This window comes from Arthrobacter sp. SAFR-023, assembly GCF_051965295.1.
Classification (GTDB): domain Bacteria; phylum Actinomycetota; class Actinomycetes; order Actinomycetales; family Micrococcaceae; genus Arthrobacter.
This window is the reverse complement of the sequence record NZ_JBQCMF010000018.1, coordinates 83,062-105,357: the sequence shown is the minus strand read 5'-3', so window position 1 is coordinate 105,357 and position 22,296 is coordinate 83,062. Positions and strand designations below refer to the sequence as shown.

Here is a 22,296-nt window from a genome sequence, read left to right as displayed (position 1 = left end):
TAGGTCACCGCCGGACAACCATTAAAACGGTCGAGAGCCCCAACCAGACACCCTGGTCGGGGCTCTCCCGCATTTAAGCGTTAGCTGGTCCTTACACTCGCGGTCGCTGCCCCGCCGAGGCTCGATTCGGCCTTGACGGCTGTGACCTGCTTGCTTGATCCGGGCTTGGCCGTGAACGTCCAGGCTCCAAGCGAGTTGGCCTTCACCGTAGCCAAACGTGTGGAGGCGCGGCCCGGCGTCACGTCGTACAGCACCACGGTAGCCGAAGTTGCCGCCGTCGATCCGGCGTACTTGGAAGTTCCGCTGAAGGTCATGTCCTTGCTCAGGCGGTGCCGGGAGGAGGTGATGGTCACCACGTCCTTCTGTCCCGCAGGTACCGCAGCCGGGACAGGGACAGGGACAGGGGCGGGGGCGGGCGCCGGCTGCGATGCCACCGGCGGCGCAGCCGGGGCGGTGGTTACTGGCGCAGCCACCTCCGTCGGCTGGGTGCTGGTTTCCGGTGTCTCTGCCGTGTCCTGTGCCTCTGCCGTGCCTTGTGCGGGTGCAGTCTGGCCGATCGGATGCGGCCGGACCGCTTCGACAGGATGATTGGGGTCTACGTCGTTCGTGTCGAGGCCAACGCTGAACTGGGCCATCATGTCATGGTCCTCGTGAGGCAGGTTGTGGCAGTGGATCATGTAGCGCCCACGGTGATGTTCGAATTTCATGAGCAGCCGAACCGTCTCACCCTCGCCCACGTAGACCACGTCCTTGGGTCCGCGTTCGTGGGCCATCGGAGCCTGTCCGTTGCGGCTCAGGATCTGGAAGTCCACCAGGTGGATGTGGACAGGATGGAACCAGCCACCCGAGCTGTTCTCTATCTCCCAGATTTCCACATCGTTCAATTCCGGATCAGCGAGGACCTTCTTGTAGCCGCTCTGGACCACTTCGTCCCAGGTCATGCCCCCGATTGTCCAGACGTCGTTGTCCCGTTTCACCCGCATGCGCCGGGTTTTGACGGACTCTGCGGCTTTGAGGCTCATGGTGGTGCTCGGGGCGAGGAGCGTCGGCAGCACCCTGGCGCCGGGTCCGGATGTGTCGACAGGTTCGTCCGTCACATCGAAAGCCATGATCCTGTTGGTGAAGTCGTAATCAACATTGTTCTTGTTGGACAGGTTGCGCAGTTCCACCCGCTTGCCGACGGGATACTTCGAAAAGTCGATGAGAACCTCGTAGCGCTCAGCGCCGCCGTGCCGCCAGGACGTCACGCTCTGTGCGGCAGGCATCAGGCCTCCATCTGTTGCAACGATGGTCATGGGGTCCCCCGTACTCAGGGAGAAGCGGTAGGAGCGCGCAATGGACGCATTGAGGATACGGAAGCGATAGATCCTCCGCTGGACCTTCATCACCGGCCAGGGCGCACCGTTGACAAGAATGACGTCGCCCCACAGCCCGGAGTGCGTGTTGTCGTTGTAACCCAGGGAGCCGTTGGCGGCGAACATCGCGTCAGAAACGGTCAGCGGTACATCGAACTTGCCCTGCGGAAGAATGTTGCCTTCCACCTCGTCGTGCAGGTGATACTGGGCGGCCAGCCCGGAGTAGACGCTCTGGCCCGTATTGTGTACCGCGTGGTCGTGGTACCACAGGGTCCGTGCCGGCTGGAAGTTCGGGTACTCGTAATCCTTGCAGTAGTCCCGGCCCGTGAGGTCGTTGGCGTAGCCGTCGAACTGCGGCAGCGACGCCGACCCGTGCAGGTGGGTAGAGGTATCCAGCCGGTACCCCCACTGCGGATGAAACAGCGGCAGCACGTTGTCCATTTCCAGGGTGATGCGTTCGCCCTGGTTCACCTTGATGGTCGGGCCCGGAAATGTTCCGTTGTAGCCGAGGATAGGTGTGCTGAGGCCAGGCACGATGTTGGCGAAAGCTGCCTTCTGTTGGATCTGGTACAGGTGCCTCTTCTGGCCGTCCGGGTCCACCACGGTGCTCTTGGGCTTAAGCACGTAAGGAATGGGAAGTGCCCTTTGGTATGGCTTCGGCATGTTGCGGGATGCCAGCTGGCTTGCTGACTTGGCGTTAACCGACGTCAGCGGGACGGCCAGGCCAAACGCGCCGATGATTCCCACTCCACCTATTTGCAGTGCCTGACGGCGTGTAACTGACACGACTACCTCCGAGGTCGTTAGAAAGTCCAATTGATTTAGTTGAAGGATGTAATACCTACCCTGCGGAAACCTTGAGGCTGTGAGGGGTGGCAGTGGCCTTCTTTGGGTGGAAGCCACCCAGGGGAACACGGTTGGGGACAGGGGCCGATCAGGATTCTGAGGACATCACAAGGTCGTGGGCGCGCTCAGAAGCGGAACGGTTCCGAGCTTCCGCGTCGCGGTGTCGGCGAGCCTGGAACAGCACAGCCGCGGCCGCTACAAGTAGCGTGCCGGCAGCGATGATCCACATGGCCATGCCCGCAGGCTCCACGAGCGCCAGAACAGGCTGGTCCCATGGCTGGCCCGCGGTGACCACCCATTCCTGCCGGCGGGAATCGGGAAGCTGGTCTGCCTGTTGGGCAAGGGCCCAGCCGTGCACCGTGTAGAGCGCGGCCACGGCACCTATCGTCAGCAGCCTGGAAGCCAGTGACGGCGCTGGACCGTCAGCGGCGCGGGGGGCCAGGGAAGCCGTGAAGAGGGAGCCGGAAAACAATGCCAGCAGGGCCATGCCCTGATACCCGAACTGGGTGCGTGACGAATAGTCCAGTAAAGGCGTGTAGTACAGGACCGCCATTACGGCCGCCAGGCCGGCGGCTGCGAAGTAGGGCGCAGACGCGGCACTCAGAACCGGACGCAGCGTCGTGGTAAGAGCCTCGGCACCGCCTATTGTTCCGTCCTGCCTGGCCGCAACGGCGAGCCGGGCCAACGTCAGCGGGGCGCCGGGAACCAGCAGGAGAGGAACGACCGCGATAAGAAACATCTGGGTCACGACGTGCGCGCTGATCAGATACTCCTGGTAAACGCGGAGTCCTCCGTTGGTGACCAGGAACAGCAACGCGACTCCGGTGAACCAAAGGCCGGCTCGGTAGGCAGGCCAGTGCCCGCCACGGTTCCGTATGCGCCGTACTCCGGCCGCATACAGGAACACTGCGACGGCGCAGAGGAAGATCCAAAGGGCGTCGGGCTTCCAGCTGCTGAACATATCCACAACACCCGGAACGCGCAGGGATACCTGGGCCGGTGCGGCCTGTGAGACCGTTGGCGGCGGAGTGCGTGCCAGGGCGGCAGCGAGTCCCGATCCGGCTGCCATGACGGCGAGCTCGGCCACAGCCAGGGTTGCGAAAGCGGTCCGTGCCTTGCCCGGGCTCGATTCCAGCTTCGTGAGGATCCACCTTCGGTGCAGCGCCCCGAACAGGCCCAGAAGTCCCAGAACGGCGGTCTTGGCCAAGAGAATCAGGCCGTACTGTGAAGCCAGCCCCTGAACTGTTCCGATGCCTGTTAGCCCAGCCGCTACACCCGAGAGTGCCAGGGCAAGGAAGGACAGCAGCGCCAACGTCGAGTAACGCCGGACCGCAGCCAGCAAGTCAGTTCCCAGCGTCTGGCGTAGCAGGACGAGGGTTGCCAGACCGCCGATCCAGATGGCTGCGGCGGCCATGTGCATGACCACCGAAACCGTGCTGTCGGCATGGTTCGCGCCGCCCGCAGCATGGGAGTTCAGAGCCAGTGGTACCAGCCCCGTGGATGCCAGCACAGCCGTGACGGCAACAGCCCGCTGTCCTTGGATGCCAAAACACAGGAGCGCCACGGTTGCCGTGATCAGGACTGTTAGCGCGCCTCTGCGGCCAGCATCAACGTCCGTCAGGAAACTGACAAATATCGCCCCGGAACCTTCCGAAAACAATGGCAGGTTAGCCAACGAGTGAAAGGTGAGAACGCTGATGGCGGCTGCGGCTGCTGTCCAGAGCACAGCAGAAACACCGGCAAGGGCCAGTGCCTTCGAGAACGCTCTTCCCTTTGGGGGCAGGGCAAACAGCGCCAAAGCGAGTGGCCCGACAGTACCGGCGGCGGCGACATTGAAAATAAGTTTGGCAACGGGGAGCCCCCAGATGACCGCTGCGCCGGTCCGGTCCAGGAGCGCTGCTTCTTTGCCTGCCTGGGTCGAGTAGGCAATAAACAGAGCCAATAGCCCGCATGCCAGGATCATGGCAGCAGCGGCCACCGGCTTCGTCCGTGATTTCTTCATGGTTCCCCCTTGGCGGATGCTGTGAGGGCCAGTCTTGCCACGCCTCCTTGGATTTTCCCTGTGGGCTGGCGCGTTCAGCCGGACGTGCGAAAACGCGAATGGCCGCAGCGGCCCGGCAGTCCTCGGCGGGCAGGCCTTTCGTCGGCACATACTCTGTGAGGATGCACACGCCTGCCCGTGGAAGGCCCTCGCCGTTAGTGGCTGGCACCGGCTCTCACCTAGAATTGCTAGAGATATGCGGACACCGGATGCTTCACCACGGGTCGCGCAGGACAACCAAACACGGACAAGAGCGGCTGCACATCGCGCCAGTGGTCAGCTCACTACAGGAGGAATCCACCATGGCTGAGCACAAGGGCGGCGGTTACCGCGGCGGAAATGACCGGGGGGACTCGGGAAGCAACCGGGGACGGCAGGGGGGCCCGTTTAGGGGGACCAACAATTCCGGCGGGGATCCCCGGGGCTTCCGCGCCCGTGAAGGCCGCGGTTCCAGCGGTGACCCTGAGCGTAAGCCGTTTGGTGATCGCCCACGCCGCGAGGGCGAGGGTGACCGCCGCAGCTTTGGTGGCGGGGAGCGTAAGCCGTTCTCTGATCGTCCGCGCCGTGAGGGCGAGGGTGACCGCCGCGGTTTCGGTGGCGGGGAGCGTAAGCCGTTTGGTGATCGTGACCGTAAACCGTTTGGTGATCGTCCGCGCCGTGAAGGCGAGGGGGACCGCCGCAGCTTTGGCGGTGGCGAGCGTCGTGAAGGCGGGGGCGAGGGGGACCGCCGCGGGTTTGGTGGTGGGGAGCGTAAGCCTTTTGGTGATCGTGACCGCAAGCCGTTTGGTGATCGTCCGCGTCGTGAGGGCGACGGCGATCGCCGCAGCTTTGGTGACCGTCCGCGCCGTGAGGGCGAGGGTGACCGCCGCAGCTTTGGTGGCGGGGAGCGTAAGCCATTCTCTGACCGTCCGCGCCGTGAGGGCGACGGCGACCGCCGCAGCTTCGGTGGCGGGGAGCGTAAGCCGTTCGGTGACCGTGACCGCAAGCCGTTCGGTGACCGTCCGCGCCGTGAGGGCGACGGCGACCGCCGCAGCTTCGGCGGCGGAGAAAACCGCCGCCCGTTCGGCGACCGCCAGGACCGTGCACCCCGCGAGGACCGCGCCCCCCGTAGCTTCGACCGCGGCGACTCCGGCCCCCGCCAGTTCGGCCGCGACAGGGCTGAGGACCGCCCCGTGCGCGTACCCAACGCCCGCGACCTTCGCAGCGCGAACCGCCCGGACCGTGAGCGTTCGCCCGAAATCGATGAGGACGTCACGGGCAAGGAACTTGACCGCGCCACGCAGCACCAGATCAAGACTCTGGAGGCCAACAGCGCGGAGTGGGTGGCCCGCCACCTGGTGATGGCCGGACGGCTCATCGACGACGAGCCCGAACTGGCCTTCCAGCATGCCCTCGCAGCCAGCCGCCGCGGGGGACGCCTTGCCGCCGTCCGCGAGGCGGTGGGCCTGACGGCCTATGCCGCCGGACACTACGGCGAGGCCCTGCGCGAGTTCCGCACCTACCGGCGGATCAGCGGTTCCAACGTCCACCTGCCCGTCATGGCGGACTGCGAACGTGGCCTGGGCCGGCCCGACCGCGCCTTGGACGTCGTCCGTTCCGAAGAGGCCCAGGACCTCGACGCGCCTGGCAAGGTGGAACTGGCAATTGTCGCCTCCGGCGCCCGCGGCGACCTTGGCCAACTGGACGCCGCCGTGGCAGAGCTGGAGATTCCGCAGCTGGACATCAACCGCGCCTTTTCCTACAGCCCGCGCCTCTTCCGCGCCTACGCCGATGCCCTGACAGCCGTTGGCCGCGAAACCGAGGCCGGAAAGTGGCAGCGGCAGGCCGTCGTTGCCGAGGAAGCCCTCGGCCAGGGCATGGCGGAGGAACCCGACATCATCGACCTTGGCTGGGACGAGGAAGAGGAAGCCCGGGAAGAAGCCGAACGCCGGAAGCGGATTGCACATGCCGCAGGCGCGGCGGCGCAGGAGGGAACCGAGTCTTCCGACAGCCAGGCGGCCCCCGCGATCAGCGCGGAGGAGGACGCTGCCGCCCAGCGTCCCTCAGCGGACGCGGCAGAAGGAAACCTGGACGACGCCGAAGCGGATTACTTCGAATCCGACGATGCCGAATCCGACGAGGATTCCGCCGAGCCTGACGAGGATTCTGCCGAGCCTGACGAGGAAGCCGGCGATGCTGAAGCCGCAGAATCCGGGCACACCGAACAGCAGGATGACGACCGCCGCCACGACGGCTCGGAGGACTAGCCCGGCATGAGTGATGCCCAGCTGATCTCGCGGTTCGACGCGCTGCTGTCCGACCTGGACGGTGTGGTCTACGCCGGCGCCCACGCCATCCCGGGAGCGGTGGAGTCGCTGCAGCGGCTGGCCGGAATCGGCGTCGGCCTGGGATACGTCACCAACAACGCCTCCCGCACCCCGGCGCAGGTGGCCGCCCACCTGCGCGAGCTTGGCGCCCCCGCCGAGGACCAGCAGGTGGTGAGCTCGTCCCAGGCCGGGGCCGACCTGCTGGCGTCGCTGTTGCCCCCGGGCGCTGCCGTGCTCATTACCGGAAGCCCGGCGCTGGCCCACGAGGTTGAGCTCGTTGGCCTGAAGCCGGTCCACGGCGCGCAGGACAATCCCGTGGCCGTGGTGCAGGGCTTCAACCCTGCGATCGGCTGGAAGGACCTCGCTGAGGCAGCATTCGTCCTGGCCGATGCGGACGTACTCTGGGTGGCCACGAACACCGACATGTCCATCCCGCAGGCCCGCGGGATGGCTCCCGGCAACGGAACCCTGGTGGCTGCCGTGGCCGCGGCAACCGGCCGGCGGCCGCTCGTCGCCGGCAAGCCGGAGGCTCCGCTGTTTCACGCCGCGGCCAAGCGGCTGTCGTCGGACCGGCCGCTTGTGGTCGGCGACCGGCTGGACACCGACATCCTGGGCGGCAACCGGGCAGGCTTCGCCACGGTGGCCGTGCTGACCGGCGTCGACACACTGGAAACCATCCTGGCCGCCCGGACCGACGAGCGGCCCCGCTACATCATCCGGGACCTCGCCGGCCTCTACGAGGCGTATCCGGAAATTGATAACGACGGCGGGACGTTCCGTTGCGGGAACGCCACGGCAACCGTGGACGGAGACGCCATTCGCATCACCGGGCACAAGGACAACCTTGACTCGTGGCGCGCGGCATGTGCCGCGTGGTGGGCGGCCCGGCCCGACGCCGACAGCCCCACGGCTGCCGAACTCCAGTGGCTGGATCAATAAACTGGTGCCATGCCCGAGTTGAACAACAACGCGTCGGACGGCGCAGTTCATGACACCGCAGTTCATGGCACCGCTGTGCCGGACACCGCCTGGCCGGAGCTGCCCCAGCCCGGCAGCCCCGCTGGTGCCGGCGTGGCCGACCCCGCGGTGCTGGCCATCCTGGACCGGGTCCGCGAGGTCCCCGGCCTCCCGGTTTCGGAGCACCCGGTTGCCTATGCAGACATGCACGACGCCCTGCTGGAAGCCCTGAATCAAGAGCCGCAGCATGACGTGCCGCGTGAAAAGCCGCAGCGTCGTGCGGGTGCCGCCTGATCATGCCCAGACTCGACCAACTGCTCGTCAGCAGGGGACTGGCGCGGTCCCGTACGCACGCCGCCCGGCTCATCGCCGAAGGCAAGGTGTCCTCCGACGGCGACGTCCTCGCCAAAGCGTCGCTGCAGGTGGGCGACGACCGTGAACTGTGCGTTGCGGAAGACGCAGCGGACGCCTACGTCAGCAGGGCCGGCCACAAACTGGCCGGCGCGCTCGACGCTTTCCCCGAGGTCGCCGTCGGCGGCAAACGGTGCCTTGACGCCGGAGCCTCCACGGGCGGCTTCACCGACGTCCTGCTGCGGCGGGGAGCCGCGCACGTGGTGGCTGTCGACGTCGGGCACGGCCAGCTGGTGCCGCAGCTCCGCAGCGATCCGCGCGTGAGCGTGCACGAAGGTTTGAACGTCCGCTACATGGACGCGGGACAGATCGGCGGCCCGGCCGAGATCACGGTTGCCGACCTGTCCTTCATCTCCCTGACCCTGGTGCTGGCCCCGCTGGCAACCTGCACCGCCCCGGGCGGCGACCTGGTCCTCATGGTCAAGCCGCAGTTCGAGATCGGCAAGGAACGGCTTGGCCGTACGGGAGTGGTCACCTCGGAGCGCGAACGGCGGCTGGCTGTCGGTAAAGTGGCGGGGGCGGCGCTCGACGCCGGTTTGGAACTGCGGGGGCTGGCCATCAGCCCGTTGCCCGGCCAGGACGGAAATGTCGAATACTTCCTGTGGATAACGCAAAGAATGTCCGAAGACTTGCCTAAGATCGAAGAGCGGGACGCAGCTGTCGCTGCGTTGCTGGGAAAGATCTGGCCGAACCACTAGAGAGCGGAACCCGATGAGCAGGCGTGTACTGGTACTTGCCCATACCGGCCGCGAGGAATCCCTAAAGGCGGCCTGGGAAGCGTGCGCCCAGCTCCACGCCTTCGGCATCATCCCCGTCATGCAGAAGTCCGAACTGGGCGACATGGAGGGCTTCTTCGGCGCCATGGACCAGCCGGTCGAGATCCTCGACGACCATATCCAGCTTCCGGACGTCGAACTGGTCATGGTGCTGGGCGGGGACGGAACCATCCTGCGGGCGGCTGAGCTGGTCCGCGAATTCGATGTACCGCTGCTGGGCGTTAACCTCGGCCATGTCGGTTTCCTCGCCGAGAGCGAGCGCGCGGACCTCGCCCAGACAGTCGAGTGGATCGCCAGCCGTGAGTACACGGTGGAGGAGCGCATGACCATCGACGTCCAGGTCTGGGTCCGCGGCCAGAAGATCTGGCACACCTGGGCGCTGAACGAGGCTGCGATCGAAAAGGGCGACCGGGAGCGGATGCTCGAACTGGTCACGGAGGTGGACGAGCGCCCGCTGACCTCCTTCGGCTGCGACGGCGTGGTGCTGGCCACCCCAACAGGGTCCACCGCGTACGCCTTCTCCGCCGGCGGCCCTGTTGTATGGCCCGAAGTGGAAGCCCTCCTGATTGTGCCCATCAGCGCGCACGCCCTCTTCGCCAAGCCGCTGGTGGTCTCGCCCCGGTCCCGGCTGGCCGTGGAAGTCCTCAACCGGACCGATGCCCTAGGCGTGCTCTGGTGTGACGGCAGGCGATCTGTGGACCTGCCACCCGGCGCCCGCGTCGAGGTCACCAGGTCAGCCACCCCTGTCCGCCTGGCCCGCACGCACCAGACCCCGTTCTCTGCCCGGCTGGTCCGCAAGTTCCAGCTTCCCATCCATGGCTGGCGCGGCCCTGTACCGCAGTCCGAGGAGATCCATACCGGTCCGGTGCCGCTTGTCCGCACGCCCCGGACCATGGCGCCGCCCTCGGGCCTTCGGCCGTCCGAACCCGGTCCAGAATCCGATCCTCCGACTGAAGAGTGAACCATGCTTGAAGAACTGAGAATCCGCGATCTCGGCGTCATCACCGACGCCACGCTGCCGCTGGGCCCCGGGCTCAGCGTGGTCACCGGCGAGACCGGTGCCGGCAAGACCATGGTGGTCACCGCCGTCGGGCTGCTGCTGGGCGCCCGCTCGGACGCCGGCGCCGTGCGCAGCGGTGCCAAGAGCGCCTCTGCCGAGGCCGTGGTGCAGTTGGCTTCCGGGCACCTCGCCCTGGAACGCGCCAGGGACGCCGGTGCTGAGATTGAGGAGTTCGACGGCGGCGCGGAACTGCTGCTGTCACGCCGCCTGGGTGCCGACGGACGCAGCAGGGCCTTCCTCGGCGGGCGGGCCGCCCCGGTGGGCGTGCTGGCCGAAATCGGCGAATCCCTCGTGGTGGTGCACGGGCAGACTGACCAGATCCGGCTCAAGGGCGCCGCCGCACAGCGCGAAGCCCTCGACAAGTTCGCGGGGGACGGGCTGGCGGCGGCGCTCGGCGGATTCCAGGACCTCTACGCCTCCTGGAAATCCAGCCAGGCAGAGCTGGACTCACTCCGGAGTGCGGAGCGCGAGCGGCTCCGGGAGGCCGAGTCCCTGGAAGCCGCGCTGGCGGAGATCGACGCCGTGGACCCGCAGCCGGGGGAGGACGAGGCCCTGAAGGCCGAGGCCGTGAAGCTGGCCAACGTCGAGGAACTCCGGATCGCCGCCACCACCGCGCACCAGGCCCTCATTGCCGAGGACTTTGGCGAGTCCGGCGACGCCACGTCGCTCGTCGATGCGGCCAAGCGGACCCTGGAACACGTGGCCGAACACGATGAGGAACTCGGATCTGCCGCCGCCCGCCTCGCCGAGGTGGGATTCCTGCTCAACGACATCGCCACCGAGCTGGCCAGCTACCAGGCCGGACTCGACTCGGAGGGCCCGGAGCGCCTGGCCGAAATCGAAGAGCGCCGGGCGTCCCTGGCCAAGCTGGTCCGGAAGTACGCGCCAAGCATCGACGAGGTCCTCGAATGGGCGGAGACCGCCCGGGCCCGCTTTGACGAACTGCAGGGCGACTCCACCCGGATCGAAAACCTGGAAGCCGAGGTGGCCAGGGCCGCGGCCGAGCTGAAGAAACAGGCCGCGGCCATCAGCAAGGTCCGCGCCAAAGCGGCCAAGGACCTTTCCGCCAGGGTCAGCGCTGAGCTGAAGGCCCTCGCCATGGCAGACGCCACGCTGGTGATCACCATCGAGGCCGCCGCCCAGCTGGGACCTTACGGTGCGGACGAGATCTCCTTCCTGCTGCAGCCGCATTCCGGCGCACCGGCCCGGCCGCTGGGCAAGGGCGCGTCAGGCGGTGAGCTTTCCAGGGTCATGCTGGCCATCGAAGTGGTGCTGGCGGCCGTGGACCCCGTGCCAACGTTCGTGTTCGACGAGGTCGACGCCGGGGTGGGCGGGCGTGCCGCCGTCGAGATCGGCCGGCGGCTGGCCATGCTGGCGCGCCACGTCCAGGTCCTGGTGGTAACGCACCTGCCCCAGGTCGCCGCGTTCGCCGACCAGCACATCCGTGTGACCAAAACCTCTGTCCGCGGCTCCGACGGCTCCACGGCCAAGGGCTTCACCTCCAGCGACGTCCAGCTCCTGGACGAGGCCGAACGCGTTCGGGAACTGGCCCGGATGCTGGCAGGCCAGGAAGACTCCGAAACCGCCCAGGCCCACGCCCAGGAGCTTCTGGACGACGCCAAGCTCCTGCCCCAGCAGGCCTGAGCCCGGTGAAGGCCCTGCAGCCGCGTGCCAACCCCTTGCCGGGAGCGCGCGGACAGGGAAAACTGAAGCCTTTGGGGACGCATACCCGATCCGTGGAAGGCTCAATTGATGATAGGCTCGAATTCCGTGGTGCAGCGATCAAATTCCCGTGTAAATTCCCGGTTCCCGGGCTCGTCCAAGACGACCAAACACATCTTCGTCACCGGCGGTGTGGCGTCCTCGCTAGGCAAAGGACTGACGGCATCAAGCCTCGGCCACCTGCTGCGGGCACGCGGCTTGTCTGTAACTATGCAGAAGCTCGATCCCTATCTGAATGTGGATCCGGGCACGATGAACCCCTTCCAGCACGGCGAGGTTTTCGTCACAGACGACGGTGCTGAAACCGACCTCGACATCGGACACTACGAGCGCTTCCTCGACGAAAACCTCGAGGGCTCGGCCAACGTGACCACCGGCCAGGTCTACTCCACCGTCATCGCCAAGGAACGCCGCGGCGAGTACCTCGGGGACACCGTCCAGGTCATCCCGCACATCACCGATGAGATCAAGCGCCGGATGCGGCTTCCCGCCGAGGGCAAGAACGCACCGGACGTCATCATCACGGAGATCGGCGGCACGGTCGGCGACATCGAGTCGCAGCCCTTCCTCGAGTCCGCCCGCCAGGTCCGCCAGGACATCGGCCGGACCAACGTCTTCTTCCTCCACGTGTCCCTGGTCCCGTACATCGGTCCTTCGCAGGAACTGAAGACCAAGCCCACGCAGCACTCCGTGGCCGCCCTCCGCTCCATCGGCATCCAGCCGGAAGCCATCGTGATCCGCTCGGACCGCGAAGTTCCCGATGCCATGCGCGAGAAGATCGGCCGCATGTGCGACGTCGACATCGACGCAGTGGTCAACGCCGCCGACGCCCCCAGCATCTACGACATCCCCAAGACCCTCCACACCCAGGGCCTGGACTCGTACATCGTCCGGGCGCTGGACCTGCCGTTCAAGGACGTGGACTGGACCAGCTGGGACAAGCTCCTCGAAGCTGTCCACAACCCCAAGCACGAGGTCGAGGTTGCCCTGGTGGGCAAGTACATCGACCTCCCGGACGCTTACCTCTCCGTCACGGAGGCCCTGCGCGCCGGCGGCTTCGCCAACGACGCCAAGGTCAAGATTCGCTGGGTGCCGTCCGACGAATGCGAAACCCACGAGGGCGCAGTGCGTTCCCTCGAAGGCGTTGACGCCATCTGCGTTCCCGGCGGCTTCGGCATCCGCGGCCTGGAAGGCAAGCTGGGCGCGCTGAAGTTTGCACGCGAATCACGACTGCCCGTACTGGGTCTCTGCCTTGGCCTGCAGTGCATGGTCATCGAGTACGCCCGCAACGTCGTAGGCCTGGAGGGCGCCTCCTCCAGTGAGTTCGAGCCGGACTCCAAGTACCCGGTCATCGCCACGATGGAAGAGCAGCTGGAATTCGTCGAGGGCCGCGGCGACCTCGGCGGCACCATGCGCCTTGGCCTCTACGAGGCCAAGCTGGACGAGGGTTCGGTCATCGCCGAGACCTACGGCAAGACCACCGTCAGCGAACGCCACCGCCACCGGTACGAGGTGAACAACAAGTACCGCGAGCAGATTGCTGCCGAGGGCCTGGTGTTCTCCGGCACGTCACCGGACGGCAAGCTGGTGGAATACGTGGAACTGCCCCGCGAGGTTCACCCCTACTACGTGGCCACCCAGGCGCACCCGGAACTGAGCTCGCGGCCCACCAGGCCGCACCCGCTCTTTGCCGGCCTGGTGAAGGCGGCCCTGGACCACCAGAGCGGCAACGCCGGGAGCGGTTTCGAACCCGCCGCGGCGGGCTCCGGCGAAGCCGCCGCAGAGTAGATCCCGGCAGAGTAATTTCACAGCACCCATAGAGTAAGGACGGCGCGATGCCCGGTAATTCTGAAGACACCCCTGCTGACCGGCAGGTTTCGGATGCGCCGAGCCCGCGCCGTCTGCTCTCCCGGGAGCGGGTCTACAACGGCCGGATCTGGGACGTTGTCAGCGACAGCTTCAAGCTCACCGCCGAGGGCGACCCCTTGGTCCGCGACTACATCGAGCACCCCGGTGCCGTCGCTGTGCTCCCCATGAACGCCGACGGCGAGGTGCTGCTGATCAAGCAGTACCGCCACCCGGTGGGCATGGACCTGTGGGAAATTCCCGCTGGCCTGCTCGACGTCGAGGGGGAGGACTTCGTAGTGGGCGCGGCACGGGAGCTCGCCGAGGAAGCCGATCTGATCGCCAGTGACTGGAACGTCCTGGTCGACTTTTACAATTCGCCCGGATCCTCCAGCGAGGCGATCCGCATCTACCTGGCCCGCGGCCTCACCGAGGTCCCGCATCATGAACTCCACGTCCGCACGGACGAGGAAGCGGAAATCGAGCTGCACTGGATCCCGCTGGAGGATGCCGTGGCCGCAGTGCTGGAGGGACGCCTGCACAACCCGTCCGCCGTCGTCGGAATCCTCGCGGCCGCGGCCGCGAAAGCGGACGGCTTCCGCGGGCTACGGCCGGGCGACGCCCCCTGGCCGGCCCACCCCAGCCAGCGCTGATGTCCGCGGACACGGCTGCACCGGAGAATTCATCCGCCACGGCGGACTCTGCGCTGGTAGACCCTGGTCTGGCAGACGGCGCGGAAGCCGCACCGCCACCACGGCCGCGCACCGCCATTGACCGCGGCGTGACCGACTACCTGCAGCACATGGGCGTCGAACGGGGCCTGGCGGCAAACACTCTGTCCGCCTACCGCCGCGACCTCGCCCGGTACTCGACCTACCTCGCCGGGCAGGGCCTCAGCAGCCCGGCTGACATTACCCGCCACCACGTGACGGGCTTCGCCCAGGCCCTCTCTGACGGAGCCGACGGCGGTACCCCGCTGGGAGTGCGGTCCGCGGCGCGGACCGTGGTGGCCGTTCGGGGACTGCACCGCTTTTGGGCGCTGGAAGGAACGACGACGGCGGACCCCGCCAGCGATGTGCACCCGCCGATGCCAGGCAAGCGGCTCCCCAAGGCCATCACCGTGGACGAGGTCACGCGGATCCTGGAAGCCGCCGGCACAGACACCGCCACCGGTCTCCGCGACCGGGCGCTGCTCGAATTCCTCTACTCCACCGGAGCCCGGATCAGCGAAGCCGTGGGCCTGGACGTCGACGACCTCTCGGTGCAGGCCGCCGAATCCGGCCCGGCCATCGTGCGGCTGTTCGGAAAGGGCTCCAAGGAACGCCTGGTCCCGCTGGGTTCATTCGCGGCCCGCGCCCTCGACGCCTACCTGGTCCGGGGCCGCCCACTGCTCGCGGGGAAGGGCAAGGGCACCCCGGCGCTATTCCTCAACGCGAGGGGCGGGCGCATCAGCCGGCAAAGCGCCTGGACCATTTTGAAAGCCGCGGCGGACAAGGCCCAGGTCACCAAGGATGTCTCCCCGCACACGCTGCGGCACTCCTTCGCCACCCACCTGCTCGAAGGCGGAGCGGATGTCCGCGTGGTCCAGGAGCTGCTTGGCCATGCCTCGGTGACCACCACACAGGTATATACCCTGGTCACCGCCGACACGCTGCGGGAAGTCTATGCCGCAGCGCACCCCCGGGCCCTGGGGTAATCCCGGCTCCTGCGTCAACGCGCGTATAGCGCCGGCACCGCTAGGCTGGTCTGCATGACTTCCGTGCCCGTAACCCTCTGCTTCCTGCTACGGGAACGCGCGGAGGCCGGGCTTGAGGTGCTCCTTGGCCTGAAGCGGACCGGCTTCGGAAGCGGCAAAATTGTTGGACTCGGCGGCCACGTGGAGGCCGGCGAGACCGATGCCCAGGCGGCGTGCCGCGAGGTGCTGGAGGAATCCGGCGTCGTTGTCCTCGAGGAGGACCTGTTGGACGCGGGCACAGTGGAGTTCATTTTTCCCGCCCGCCCTGACTGGAACATGTCCACGAGCCTGTTCACCACCCGCCGGTGGGCCGGTGAGCCCGTCGAGAGCTCAGAGATCATTCCGGAGTGGTTCCTGGTGTCCTCCCTTCCGCTGGAGCGCATGTGGCAGGATGCTGAGCACTGGCTGCCCCTGGCTCTGGCCGGGAGCGTCGTCGATGCTGTCATCACCCTGAACGGGGACAACGAGACCGTGGCGTCCGCCGAATATTCTTTCCGGGCCGTGTAACCGCCCGTGCCCTGGCGGAAACTATACGGTTAGCCTGCCAAGTCAGGACACTACTTTTTACGTTTGGGGGATACGTGGATTCGGAGCGCGAACGGGCGTTCATCGCCGTTCACAGGGACAGCTATCCGCGGATATACAGATATGTGCGGCGGCGGGTGGAATCGCCCGAGCTCGCTGAAGAGCTTGCCGCCGACGTGTTCCGCGTCGTATGGCAAAAATGGCAGGACCAGCCACGCGCGGACATCGCGTGGCTGCTGACCGTGGCGCGGAACCTTGTCGGAAATGCATACCGGAGCCGTGACAGGCAGGTGGCCCTGCAGGCAAAACTCCGGGCATCCGCCGAGCTCCGTTCCGGGACCGACTCCGAGGATCTGGTGGTCCACGACGCCATGGCCGCCCTGCGCGACAGTGAGCGCGACATCCTGCAGTTGGCCTATTGGGACGAGCTGACCATGGCGGAGATCGCCGGCGTTCTGGAGTGCAGCGAAACTGCTGCCAAAGTGCGCCTGCACCGAGCCAGGGCGGCGTTCCGCAAGCAAATGCCGGTGCCCGCGGAGTCGGGAATACAGAGCTCGGGAAGACAGAGCCCCGGCAGTCAGAACCCCGGCAGTCAGAACCCGGGCGGACAGAAATCCGTCACACAGAAGATGGGGGCATGAGATGGATCCGATCAAGAACATGATTTCCGGGTCAGACCCGCTCCGCAACGATCCTGCCGGTACTCCCGACGCCGATGAGGTCCTGCGCCGGGTGACCACCGATGCCCCGATATTCACGGACAGCCTGCCGGCGAACGTACTGCAGTTCGGCGACCGGAAACGGCGGCGGGCCCGAGTCGCCGGTGTGCTCACTTTGGCCGCGGCAGCGGTGACCGTCGGTGTTCTGGTGGCGACGAACCTCGGATCGCTGACATCGGCCCCCGCCCCGGCGGGCACAGTTCTGCCCTCCGCCTCCGCCTCCACATCGGCGGAGCCGGTAACGCCAACGGTGACGGCTACGCCCTCCGCGACACGGACGGCGACAGCAACGCCGGCGCCGCCCCCTCCTGCAGCCGCAGTTTCGTGGACCACCTTCACGGACGCCACCGGCCAGGCCACCTTCGAGCACCCGCTGGGGTGGACCGTGGCTCAAACGCCGGCGACCATCGCTGGTGGCTCGTACAACATCGTTGAAGTGAAGAACGCCGCCGGCAAGACCGTGGCCACACTTCGCCTCGTCTATGAAGCCACGGGTGGTCCGGTGTGCCCGGTCCCGAAGCCGTTCCAGACGCTCGACTCGGTGGTTGTCGACATTCAGCAGAAAGCGGCCAAGCTCAGGGAACACCCCCGAGGCCCGTCCGCCTTTGTCTTCCGCGTAATCCAGGGAGACAAGGTCTACGGGTCCCTCGCCCTGACTGACGGAGACTTGGCTCAGCAGACCACAACCTGCGGTTTGTACAACGGCATCCTCGGCCCGGACAACGTCCCGTTCGCGCAATTTGGCGACACTCTTTGGCTCACGGCGGACGGAAAGGACGCCCCGCTCGCGTTCGACTCGGTGGCCGAGGCCAAGGCATACATGGGAACGCAGGAGTACCGGGACCTCAAGCGCATGCTGATCTCCCTGGCGCTGCAGCCGGCCAAAACGGCGACAACAAGCAAGCGCTTCGTCAGCGAGGACGGGCAGGCCAGCTTCGTTCTCCCCGAGGGCTGGACGGCGAAGGACCTCCCAGTCGGAACGCCTGAGTACCCGGGGTCGGGAATCGCGGTTTCCGACGAAGCCGGCAAGACCGTGGCAAACTTCCAGCACTCTGCTGCCGGCGGCCTCGGCGGCGCCTGCAACGCCGGGACTTACAAGATCACCGAACTTGATACTGACTCGTCATCCCTTACCGCAGGCTGGGCCGTCCAGCGGGGAGTCCGGTTCTCGTACCGCGTCATGGACAAGACCTCGACTGGCAAGGGTCTCAGCTACCAGATGGGGCTGGTGGACAACTCAAGCGGAGGAACGCAGGACAGCTGCCTGATGTACACAGTGGTCACAGGTGCTCCGCGGGGCATGCTGTCCTTCGCGGACCGGGCCGTACAGGAGGCCGCCGAGCCAACATTTGCCAGCATTGCTGAGGCCAGAGCCTACATGGAGACACCGGAGTACAGGAAGCTGAAGGCCATGATCCAAAGCCTGCAGATCTCGTCCTGACCCGCCCAAAACGGACCCAGCAACAAACGACGCCGGGCCGGCCACCGCAAAAGGTGACCGGCCCGGCGTCGTACGCGTTTACGGGTGAGGGGCTACGGCACGTGCCGTTCATCCGGACCGTTGTACGCGCTCAGCGGGCGGATGAGCGAGTTCGCGTTCAACTGCTCCATGAAGTGGGCGGTCCAGCCCGTGATCCGGCTGGCCACGAACAGCGGCGTGAACATGTTCGTGTCGAAGCCCATGAGGTGGTACGTGGGGCCGGCCGGGTAGTCGAGGTTCGGTTTGATGCCCTTGGCCTCGTCCATGGCCGATTCGAGCCCGTTGTACAGGCCCAGCAGTTCGGGCCGGCCGTAGTGCGCGATCATCTTGTCGAGTGCGGCCTTCATGGTGGGCACGCGGGAGTCGCCGTGCTTGTAGACCCGGTGCCCGAAGCCCATGACCTTCTTTTTCTGGGCCAGGGCGTTTTCCATCCATGCCTTGGCGCGCTCGGCGGCTTCCTCGAGGGATTCCTCGGGCCGGATGCCGATCTCGTCGAAGGTGTGCATCACGGCCTCGTTCGCCCCGCCGTGCAGCGGCCCCTTGAGAGCACCGATGGCCCCGGTCACCGCCGAATGGAGGTCGGACAGCGTGGACATGATGACGCGCCCGGCGAAGGTGGAGGCGTTGAAGGAGTGCTCCGCGTAAAGAATCATGGAGACGTTGAAGGCCTCCACCACCTCGGCGACGGCCTCCTCGCCGAAGGTCATCCACAGGAAGTTGGCCGAGTAACCGAGGTCGTCCCTCGGTTCCACCGGTTCAACGGGGCGTCCCGCCGCGTGGCGGCGCCGCTGGTCGTACGCCACCACGGCCGGCATCGCGGCAAACAGGTCCAGGGCCTTGGCCATGTTGGCCTCCCGGGAGGAATCCTCTGCGAGACTGTGGCGGGCGCCCATCACCGATGCCGCGGTACGGCAGACATCCATGGGGTGCGACGTCGTCGGCAGGGCATCAATCACCTGCTTGACCACGGGGTCCAGCCTCCGTCCGGCGCGTTCCCGTGCCGTGAAGTCAGCCAGCTCGCCGGAGGACGGCAGCTCGCCGTTCCACAGGAGGTAAGCGACCTCTTCGAAGCTGCACCTGGCGGCGAGCTCCTGGACGGGATAGCCGCGGTACAGCAATGAGTTGGTGTCGGGATTGACCTTCGAGACTGCGGTGTAGTCCACCACGACGCCGTCGAGGCCCTTCTTGATCTCTGCTTCAGCCATGCTGAACTCCTTCGTTCCTTGCGTCCGATTACCGGCCGGAGGGGCCGGTGGTCCTGCGGGGATTTTGGGTGTCAGTCGGTCCCGGGGATCCGGAAGTTGAAGACACCGGTGTCAAAACGGTTGTAGGCCTCGTAATCCACCAGGTCGTACAGCCGCGCGCGCGTCAGCATGCTCCCTACCTGCGCTTCCTGCGTTCCGTCAGCCCTAATTGAGTCCAGCGTACGCTCAGCCGCCCCCATGGCACTACGGAGCAGGGTCACCGGATAAATCACCATGTTCACGCCCGCATCCTGCAGCTGGTCCACGGTGAAGAGGTCGCTCTTGCCGAACTCGGTCATGTTGGCCAGGATCGGCACGTCGACGGCGTCGCGGATGGCCCGGAACTCCTCCAGCGTGGCCATGGCTTCGGGGAAAATCGCGTCGGCGCCAGCCTCCACCAGGGCCCTGGCCCGGTCCTTCGCCGCGTCCAGACCCTCCACCGCACGGACGTCGGTGCGGGCCATGATCAGGAAATTCGGGTCCCGCCGCGCATCTGCGGCGGCGCGGATCCGCTTGGTGGCGGTGTCCAGGTCCACGACGTTCTTGCCGTCGAGGTGGCCGCAGCGCTTGGGGTTGAACTGGTCCTCGATGTGGCAGCCGGCGAGCCCGGCGTTTTCCAGTTCCTGCACGCTGCGGGCCACGTTCATGGGTTCGCCGAAGCCGGTGTCAGCATCCACGATGGCCGGCAGGTCGGTCATCCTGGCGATCTGGCCGGCTCTTGTTGCGACTTCGGTGAGGGTGGTCAGGCCGATGTCGGGCAGGCCGAGGTCGTTGGCCAGGACGGCGCCGGAGATGTACACCCCGGCGAAGCCCTTCTCCTCGATCAGCCGGGCCGATAGCGGGTTGAACGCTCCGGGGAACTGCTGGATGGTTCCGGAAGCCAGCAGTTCACGGAAGCGTAACCGCTTCTGTTCGGGGGTGGCCGCGGAGTACAGCATTTAGAACAGCCCCTTGGGCGCGGCGCTGAAATCGATGACGCCGGGCGCCGCAGTGATGTTGAGCTGGTCCAGCTCGCCTGCCCCCAGTTCCGGGAGGCGTTCGACGGCGGCAAGGAACCTTTCGATTTCATCCTCCGTCACCAGCCCGGCAGCCAGCGTGCGGAACTTATTGACGTACTGCTCGCGGGTGAAGGGCCGGGCGCCCAGCGGGTGGGCGTCGGCGACGGCGATCTCGTCCCGGATGACGGTGCCGTCGGACAGGGTGATTTCGACCGAACCGCCAAAGGCCTTTTCGCTGATGTCCAGGGAGTGGTACCGGCGGGTCCACTCCGGGTCCTCCACCGTGGACACCTTCTGCCACAGCTCCACCGTGTCCGGGCGGCCGGCGCGGTCGGGGGAGTAGGAGTCGACGTGGTGCCAGGCCCCGTCCTGCAGCGCGACAGTAAAGATGTACGGGATGGAGTGGTCCAGGGTTTCCCGGGACGCGGTGGGGCTGTACTTCTGGGGATCGTTGGCGCCGGAGCCGATCACGTAGTGGGTGTGGTGGCTCGTCTTGATCAGGACGGACTTCACGTTGGCCGGATCGGTCGCCTCGGGGTGTTCCCTGTTCAGCTTGCGGGCAAGGTCGATCCACGCCTGCGCCTGGTACTCGGCCGAGTGTTCCTTGGTGTAGGTGTCCAGGATGGCGCGCTTGGCCTCGCCGGGCGTGGGCAGGGGTACCTCGTAGGAGGCGTCCGGGCCGTCCAGCATCCAGGCGATCACGCCGTCCTCGCCTTCGTAGATCGGTACCGGGGAGGTCTGTCCGCGCATGGACCTGTCGACGGCTTCGACGGCCATTTTCCCTGCGAAGGCCGGGGCGTGCGCCTTCCAGGTGGAGATCTCGCCCTTGCGGGACTGCCGCGTGGCGGTGGTGGTGTGCAGGGCCTGCCCCACGGACTGGAAGATGGTTTCCACATCCAGGCCCAGGAGGGTGCCGATGCCGGCCGCCGCGGCGGGGCCGAGGTGGGCGACGTGGTCGATCTTATGCTTGTGCAGGCAGATCGCCTTCACCAGGTTCACCTGGATCTCGTAGCCGGTGGCGATGCCGCGGATCAGGTCCTGGCCGCTGGAGCCCACGTGCTGGGCGACAGCGAGGATCGGCGGGATGTTGTCGCCCGGGTGCGAGTAGTCCGCGGCGAGGAACGTGTCGTGGTAGTCCAGTTCCCGGACCGCCACGCCGTTGGCCCATGCTGCCCACTCCGGGGAGACGCGTTCGCCGATGCCGAAGACCTTGGCCCCTTTACCGCCGCTGGACGGGGCGTGTGTGAGCGCCTGGGCCCGGGCCGCAACGATCGGAGCGCGGTTCAGAGAGGCGATGGCGACGGAGGCGTTGTCGATGATCCGGTTGATGACCATGTCCGTGACGTCGGCGGTAACCGCTACCGGGTCGGCGGCGACCACGGCGATCTTGTGGGCGAGCTGATCCTCGCGGGGGAGGTTTTCCTCGCTCTTGTACACGCGGACGTGGTGTTCCTTAACCATGGGACTCCTTCTGGGCGGATGTGTGGGCGGCTTTGACATGGGAAAGACTGCGGTGCAGATGGACGGTGGTGGCTGCTTCGGCAAGCCTTGAGTTGCCTTCGGCGATGGCTTCGGCGATGGCGGCATGTTCAGCTGCTGCGGCTGTGAGCCGGGCGTGGTCGTCGGCGGCCAGCCTGCGGACCCGGACAAGGTGGACGCGCAGGCTCCGCATGGCCTGCGCCAGGTAGGAGTTTGCGATGGCAGCATCGATGGCTGCATCCAGGCGGCCGACAAGCTCGTAATAGTCGTGGCGGGCGGGATCCGGGGAGCTGAGCAGGGCGGGCGCGTCCAGCAGCTCGCTCTGGAGCTGGAGGAAGATGTCGGCATCCCCGCGCTGGGCTGCCAGTGCGGCAGCTTTTCCCTCGAGGGTTTCACGGAGTTCGAACAGCTCGTCGATGTCCTCCAGTGAGATATCGGTGACGACGACGCCGCGGCCGCCCGCCGTCGTCAGCCCTTCCGCCGTCAGGCGGCTCAGCGCCTCCCGGAGCGGGGTGCGTGAGACGCCGAGGCGTTCGGATTGTTCGACTTCGGCGAGTACGGTGCCTGGGAGGAGGCGCCATTCGATGATGTCTTCGCGCAGCGCGGCATAGGCCCTGTCACTGGCACGCATCTTGCCTCCTTTCTTCGCTTGAATCTATCCCGAGTGTATACAGAGGGCGCGAGTTTGCCTAGCCTCAGCAGGCGAAACAGGGAATCCCCTCATTCTCTGTATACACAAGCCTGTTGCTAGGTGGACTCGAGTGCGGGGCAGGATGCCGTTGCTGGCGGTGGGGCTG

Annotated in this window: 19 protein-coding genes; 12 read left to right on the top strand and 7 right to left on the bottom strand. The window is 66.5% G+C overall.

All coding sequences use genetic code 11. From position 1 onward, the window contains the following. Positions 1-80: 80 nt before the first annotated feature. From ACTHQX_RS18395 to ACTHQX_RS18385, 3 genes are all read right to left on the bottom strand, one after another. On the bottom strand, positions 81-2,102 hold the full coding sequence (locus ACTHQX_RS18395) for a multicopper oxidase family protein (protein WP_440158519.1): 2,022 nt from the start codon (positions 2,100-2,102) through the stop codon (positions 81-83). 187 nt (positions 2,103-2,289) lie between these two features. Further along, positions 2,290-4,203 carry a cytochrome c oxidase assembly protein gene (locus ACTHQX_RS18390; RefSeq protein WP_440158520.1) on the bottom strand — a complete coding sequence of 638 codons (1,914 nt, stop codon included), beginning with the start codon at positions 4,201-4,203 and terminating at the stop codon, positions 2,290-2,292. Between the two features lie 323 nt (positions 4,204-4,526). After that, on the bottom strand, positions 4,527-5,528 hold the full coding sequence (locus ACTHQX_RS18385) for a hypothetical protein (RefSeq protein WP_440158521.1): 1,002 nt from the start codon (positions 5,526-5,528) through the stop codon (positions 4,527-4,529). Here ACTHQX_RS18385 and ACTHQX_RS18380 point away from each other — a divergent pair. The 12 genes from ACTHQX_RS18380 (at position 5,415) to ACTHQX_RS18325 (ending at position 17,739) form a co-directional block, all read left to right on the top strand. After that, positions 5,415-6,488 carry a hypothetical protein gene (locus tag ACTHQX_RS18380; protein WP_440158522.1) on the top strand — a complete coding sequence of 358 codons (1,074 nt, stop codon included), beginning with the start codon at positions 5,415-5,417 and terminating at the stop codon, positions 6,486-6,488. The two genes, ACTHQX_RS18385 and ACTHQX_RS18380, sit on opposite strands and share 114 nt — an antisense overlap. Positions 6,489-6,494: 6 nt before the next feature. Beyond that, the gene (locus tag ACTHQX_RS18375; RefSeq protein WP_440158523.1) at positions 6,495-7,487 is read left to right on the top strand and encodes an HAD-IIA family hydrolase; all 993 of its coding nucleotides are present in this window, start codon (positions 6,495-6,497) and stop codon (positions 7,485-7,487) included. 9 nt (positions 7,488-7,496) lie between these two features. Next, positions 7,497-7,799: a hypothetical protein gene (locus tag ACTHQX_RS18370; protein ID WP_440158524.1), complete on the top strand. Its 303-nt coding sequence runs from the start codon at positions 7,497-7,499 to the stop codon at positions 7,797-7,799. Between the two features lie 2 nt (positions 7,800-7,801). Beyond that, positions 7,802-8,614, top strand: a complete 813-nt coding sequence (locus ACTHQX_RS18365) for a TlyA family RNA methyltransferase (protein ID WP_440158525.1) — start codon at positions 7,802-7,804, stop codon at positions 8,612-8,614. A 13-nt stretch (positions 8,615-8,627) separates the two neighbouring features. Continuing rightward, positions 8,628-9,653, top strand: coding sequence for an NAD kinase (locus ACTHQX_RS18360; protein WP_236807937.1), 1,026 nt, complete (start codon positions 8,628-8,630; stop codon positions 9,651-9,653). A 3-nt stretch (positions 9,654-9,656) separates the two neighbouring features. Continuing rightward, a complete protein-coding gene (gene recN / locus ACTHQX_RS18355; RefSeq protein ID WP_440158526.1) occupies positions 9,657-11,396 on the top strand; it encodes a DNA repair protein RecN in 1,740 nt (579 codons plus the stop codon). A gap of 108 nt (positions 11,397-11,504) precedes the next feature. After that, positions 11,505-13,262, top strand: a complete 1,758-nt coding sequence (locus ACTHQX_RS18350; RefSeq protein ID WP_236807939.1) for a CTP synthase — start codon at positions 11,505-11,507, stop codon at positions 13,260-13,262. A 47-nt stretch (positions 13,263-13,309) separates the two neighbouring features. After that, a complete protein-coding gene (locus ACTHQX_RS18345; protein WP_440158527.1) occupies positions 13,310-13,972 on the top strand; it encodes an NUDIX domain-containing protein in 663 nt (220 codons plus the stop codon). Continuing rightward, positions 13,972-15,015, top strand: a complete 1,044-nt coding sequence (gene xerD / locus ACTHQX_RS18340; protein WP_440158528.1) for a site-specific tyrosine recombinase XerD — start codon at positions 13,972-13,974, stop codon at positions 15,013-15,015. Before ACTHQX_RS18345 ends, xerD begins: the two co-directional genes overlap by 1 nt. 54 nt (positions 15,016-15,069) lie before the next feature. Then, positions 15,070-15,561, top strand: a complete 492-nt coding sequence (locus ACTHQX_RS18335; protein ID WP_440158529.1) for an 8-oxo-dGTP diphosphatase — start codon at positions 15,070-15,072, stop codon at positions 15,559-15,561. Between the two features lie 74 nt (positions 15,562-15,635). Beyond that, positions 15,636-16,220 carry an RNA polymerase sigma factor gene (locus ACTHQX_RS18330; RefSeq protein WP_440158530.1) on the top strand — a complete coding sequence of 195 codons (585 nt, stop codon included), beginning with the start codon at positions 15,636-15,638 and terminating at the stop codon, positions 16,218-16,220. Position 16,221: 1 nt separating this feature from the next. After that, on the top strand, positions 16,222-17,739 hold the full coding sequence (locus ACTHQX_RS18325; RefSeq protein WP_440158531.1) for a hypothetical protein: 1,518 nt from the start codon (positions 16,222-16,224) through the stop codon (positions 17,737-17,739). 92 nt (positions 17,740-17,831) lie between these two features. On the opposite strand, the gene ACTHQX_RS18320 is transcribed toward ACTHQX_RS18325, so the two are convergent. From ACTHQX_RS18320 to ACTHQX_RS18305, 4 genes are all read right to left on the bottom strand, one after another. Further along, a complete protein-coding gene (locus tag ACTHQX_RS18320) occupies positions 17,832-18,983 on the bottom strand; it encodes a bifunctional 2-methylcitrate synthase/citrate synthase (protein WP_440158532.1) in 1,152 nt (383 codons plus the stop codon). A gap of 71 nt (positions 18,984-19,054) precedes the next feature. Next, on the bottom strand, positions 19,055-19,960 hold the full coding sequence (gene prpB / locus ACTHQX_RS18315; RefSeq protein ID WP_440158533.1) for a methylisocitrate lyase: 906 nt from the start codon (positions 19,958-19,960) through the stop codon (positions 19,055-19,057). Beyond that, positions 19,961-21,481, bottom strand: coding sequence for an MmgE/PrpD family protein (locus tag ACTHQX_RS18310; protein ID WP_440158534.1), 1,521 nt, complete (start codon positions 21,479-21,481; stop codon positions 19,961-19,963). It lies immediately after the preceding gene. Next, positions 21,474-22,130 carry a GntR family transcriptional regulator gene (locus tag ACTHQX_RS18305; RefSeq protein WP_440158535.1) on the bottom strand — a complete coding sequence of 219 codons (657 nt, stop codon included), beginning with the start codon at positions 22,128-22,130 and terminating at the stop codon, positions 21,474-21,476. The genes ACTHQX_RS18310 and ACTHQX_RS18305 overlap by 8 nt, the downstream gene beginning before the upstream one ends. Positions 22,131-22,296 lie beyond the last annotated feature (166 nt).

Bases quoted from the DNA above. Each gene is read 5' to 3' on its own strand.
- ACTHQX_RS18390 (WP_440158520.1), bottom strand. From the start codon at position 4,203: ATGAAGAAATCACGGACGAAGCCGGTGGCCGCTGCTGCCATGATCCTG.
- ACTHQX_RS18375 (WP_440158523.1), top strand. From the start codon at position 6,495: ATGAGTGATGCCCAGCTGATCTCGCGGTTCGACGCGCTGCTGTCCGAC.
- ACTHQX_RS18370 (WP_440158524.1), top strand. From the start codon at position 7,497: ATGCCCGAGTTGAACAACAACGCGTCGGACGGCGCAGTTCATGACACC.
- ACTHQX_RS18365 (WP_440158525.1), top strand. From the start codon at position 7,802: ATGCCCAGACTCGACCAACTGCTCGTCAGCAGGGGACTGGCGCGGTCC.
- ACTHQX_RS18360 (WP_236807937.1), top strand. From the start codon at position 8,628: ATGAGCAGGCGTGTACTGGTACTTGCCCATACCGGCCGCGAGGAATCC.
- recN (WP_440158526.1), top strand. From the start codon at position 9,657: ATGCTTGAAGAACTGAGAATCCGCGATCTCGGCGTCATCACCGACGCC.
- ACTHQX_RS18350 (WP_236807939.1), top strand. From the start codon at position 11,505: ATGATAGGCTCGAATTCCGTGGTGCAGCGATCAAATTCCCGTGTAAAT.
- ACTHQX_RS18345 (WP_440158527.1), top strand. From the start codon at position 13,310: ATGCCCGGTAATTCTGAAGACACCCCTGCTGACCGGCAGGTTTCGGAT.
- xerD (WP_440158528.1), top strand. From the start codon at position 13,972: ATGTCCGCGGACACGGCTGCACCGGAGAATTCATCCGCCACGGCGGAC.
- ACTHQX_RS18335 (WP_440158529.1), top strand. From the start codon at position 15,070: ATGACTTCCGTGCCCGTAACCCTCTGCTTCCTGCTACGGGAACGCGCG.
- ACTHQX_RS18325 (WP_440158531.1), top strand. From the start codon at position 16,222: ATGGATCCGATCAAGAACATGATTTCCGGGTCAGACCCGCTCCGCAAC.
- ACTHQX_RS18320 (WP_440158532.1), bottom strand. From the start codon at position 18,983: ATGGCTGAAGCAGAGATCAAGAAGGGCCTCGACGGCGTCGTGGTGGAC.
- prpB (WP_440158533.1), bottom strand. From the start codon at position 19,960: ATGCTGTACTCCGCGGCCACCCCCGAACAGAAGCGGTTACGCTTCCGT.
- ACTHQX_RS18310 (WP_440158534.1), bottom strand. From the start codon at position 21,481: ATGGTTAAGGAACACCACGTCCGCGTGTACAAGAGCGAGGAAAACCTC.
- ACTHQX_RS18305 (WP_440158535.1), bottom strand. From the start codon at position 22,130: ATGCGTGCCAGTGACAGGGCCTATGCCGCGCTGCGCGAAGACATCATC.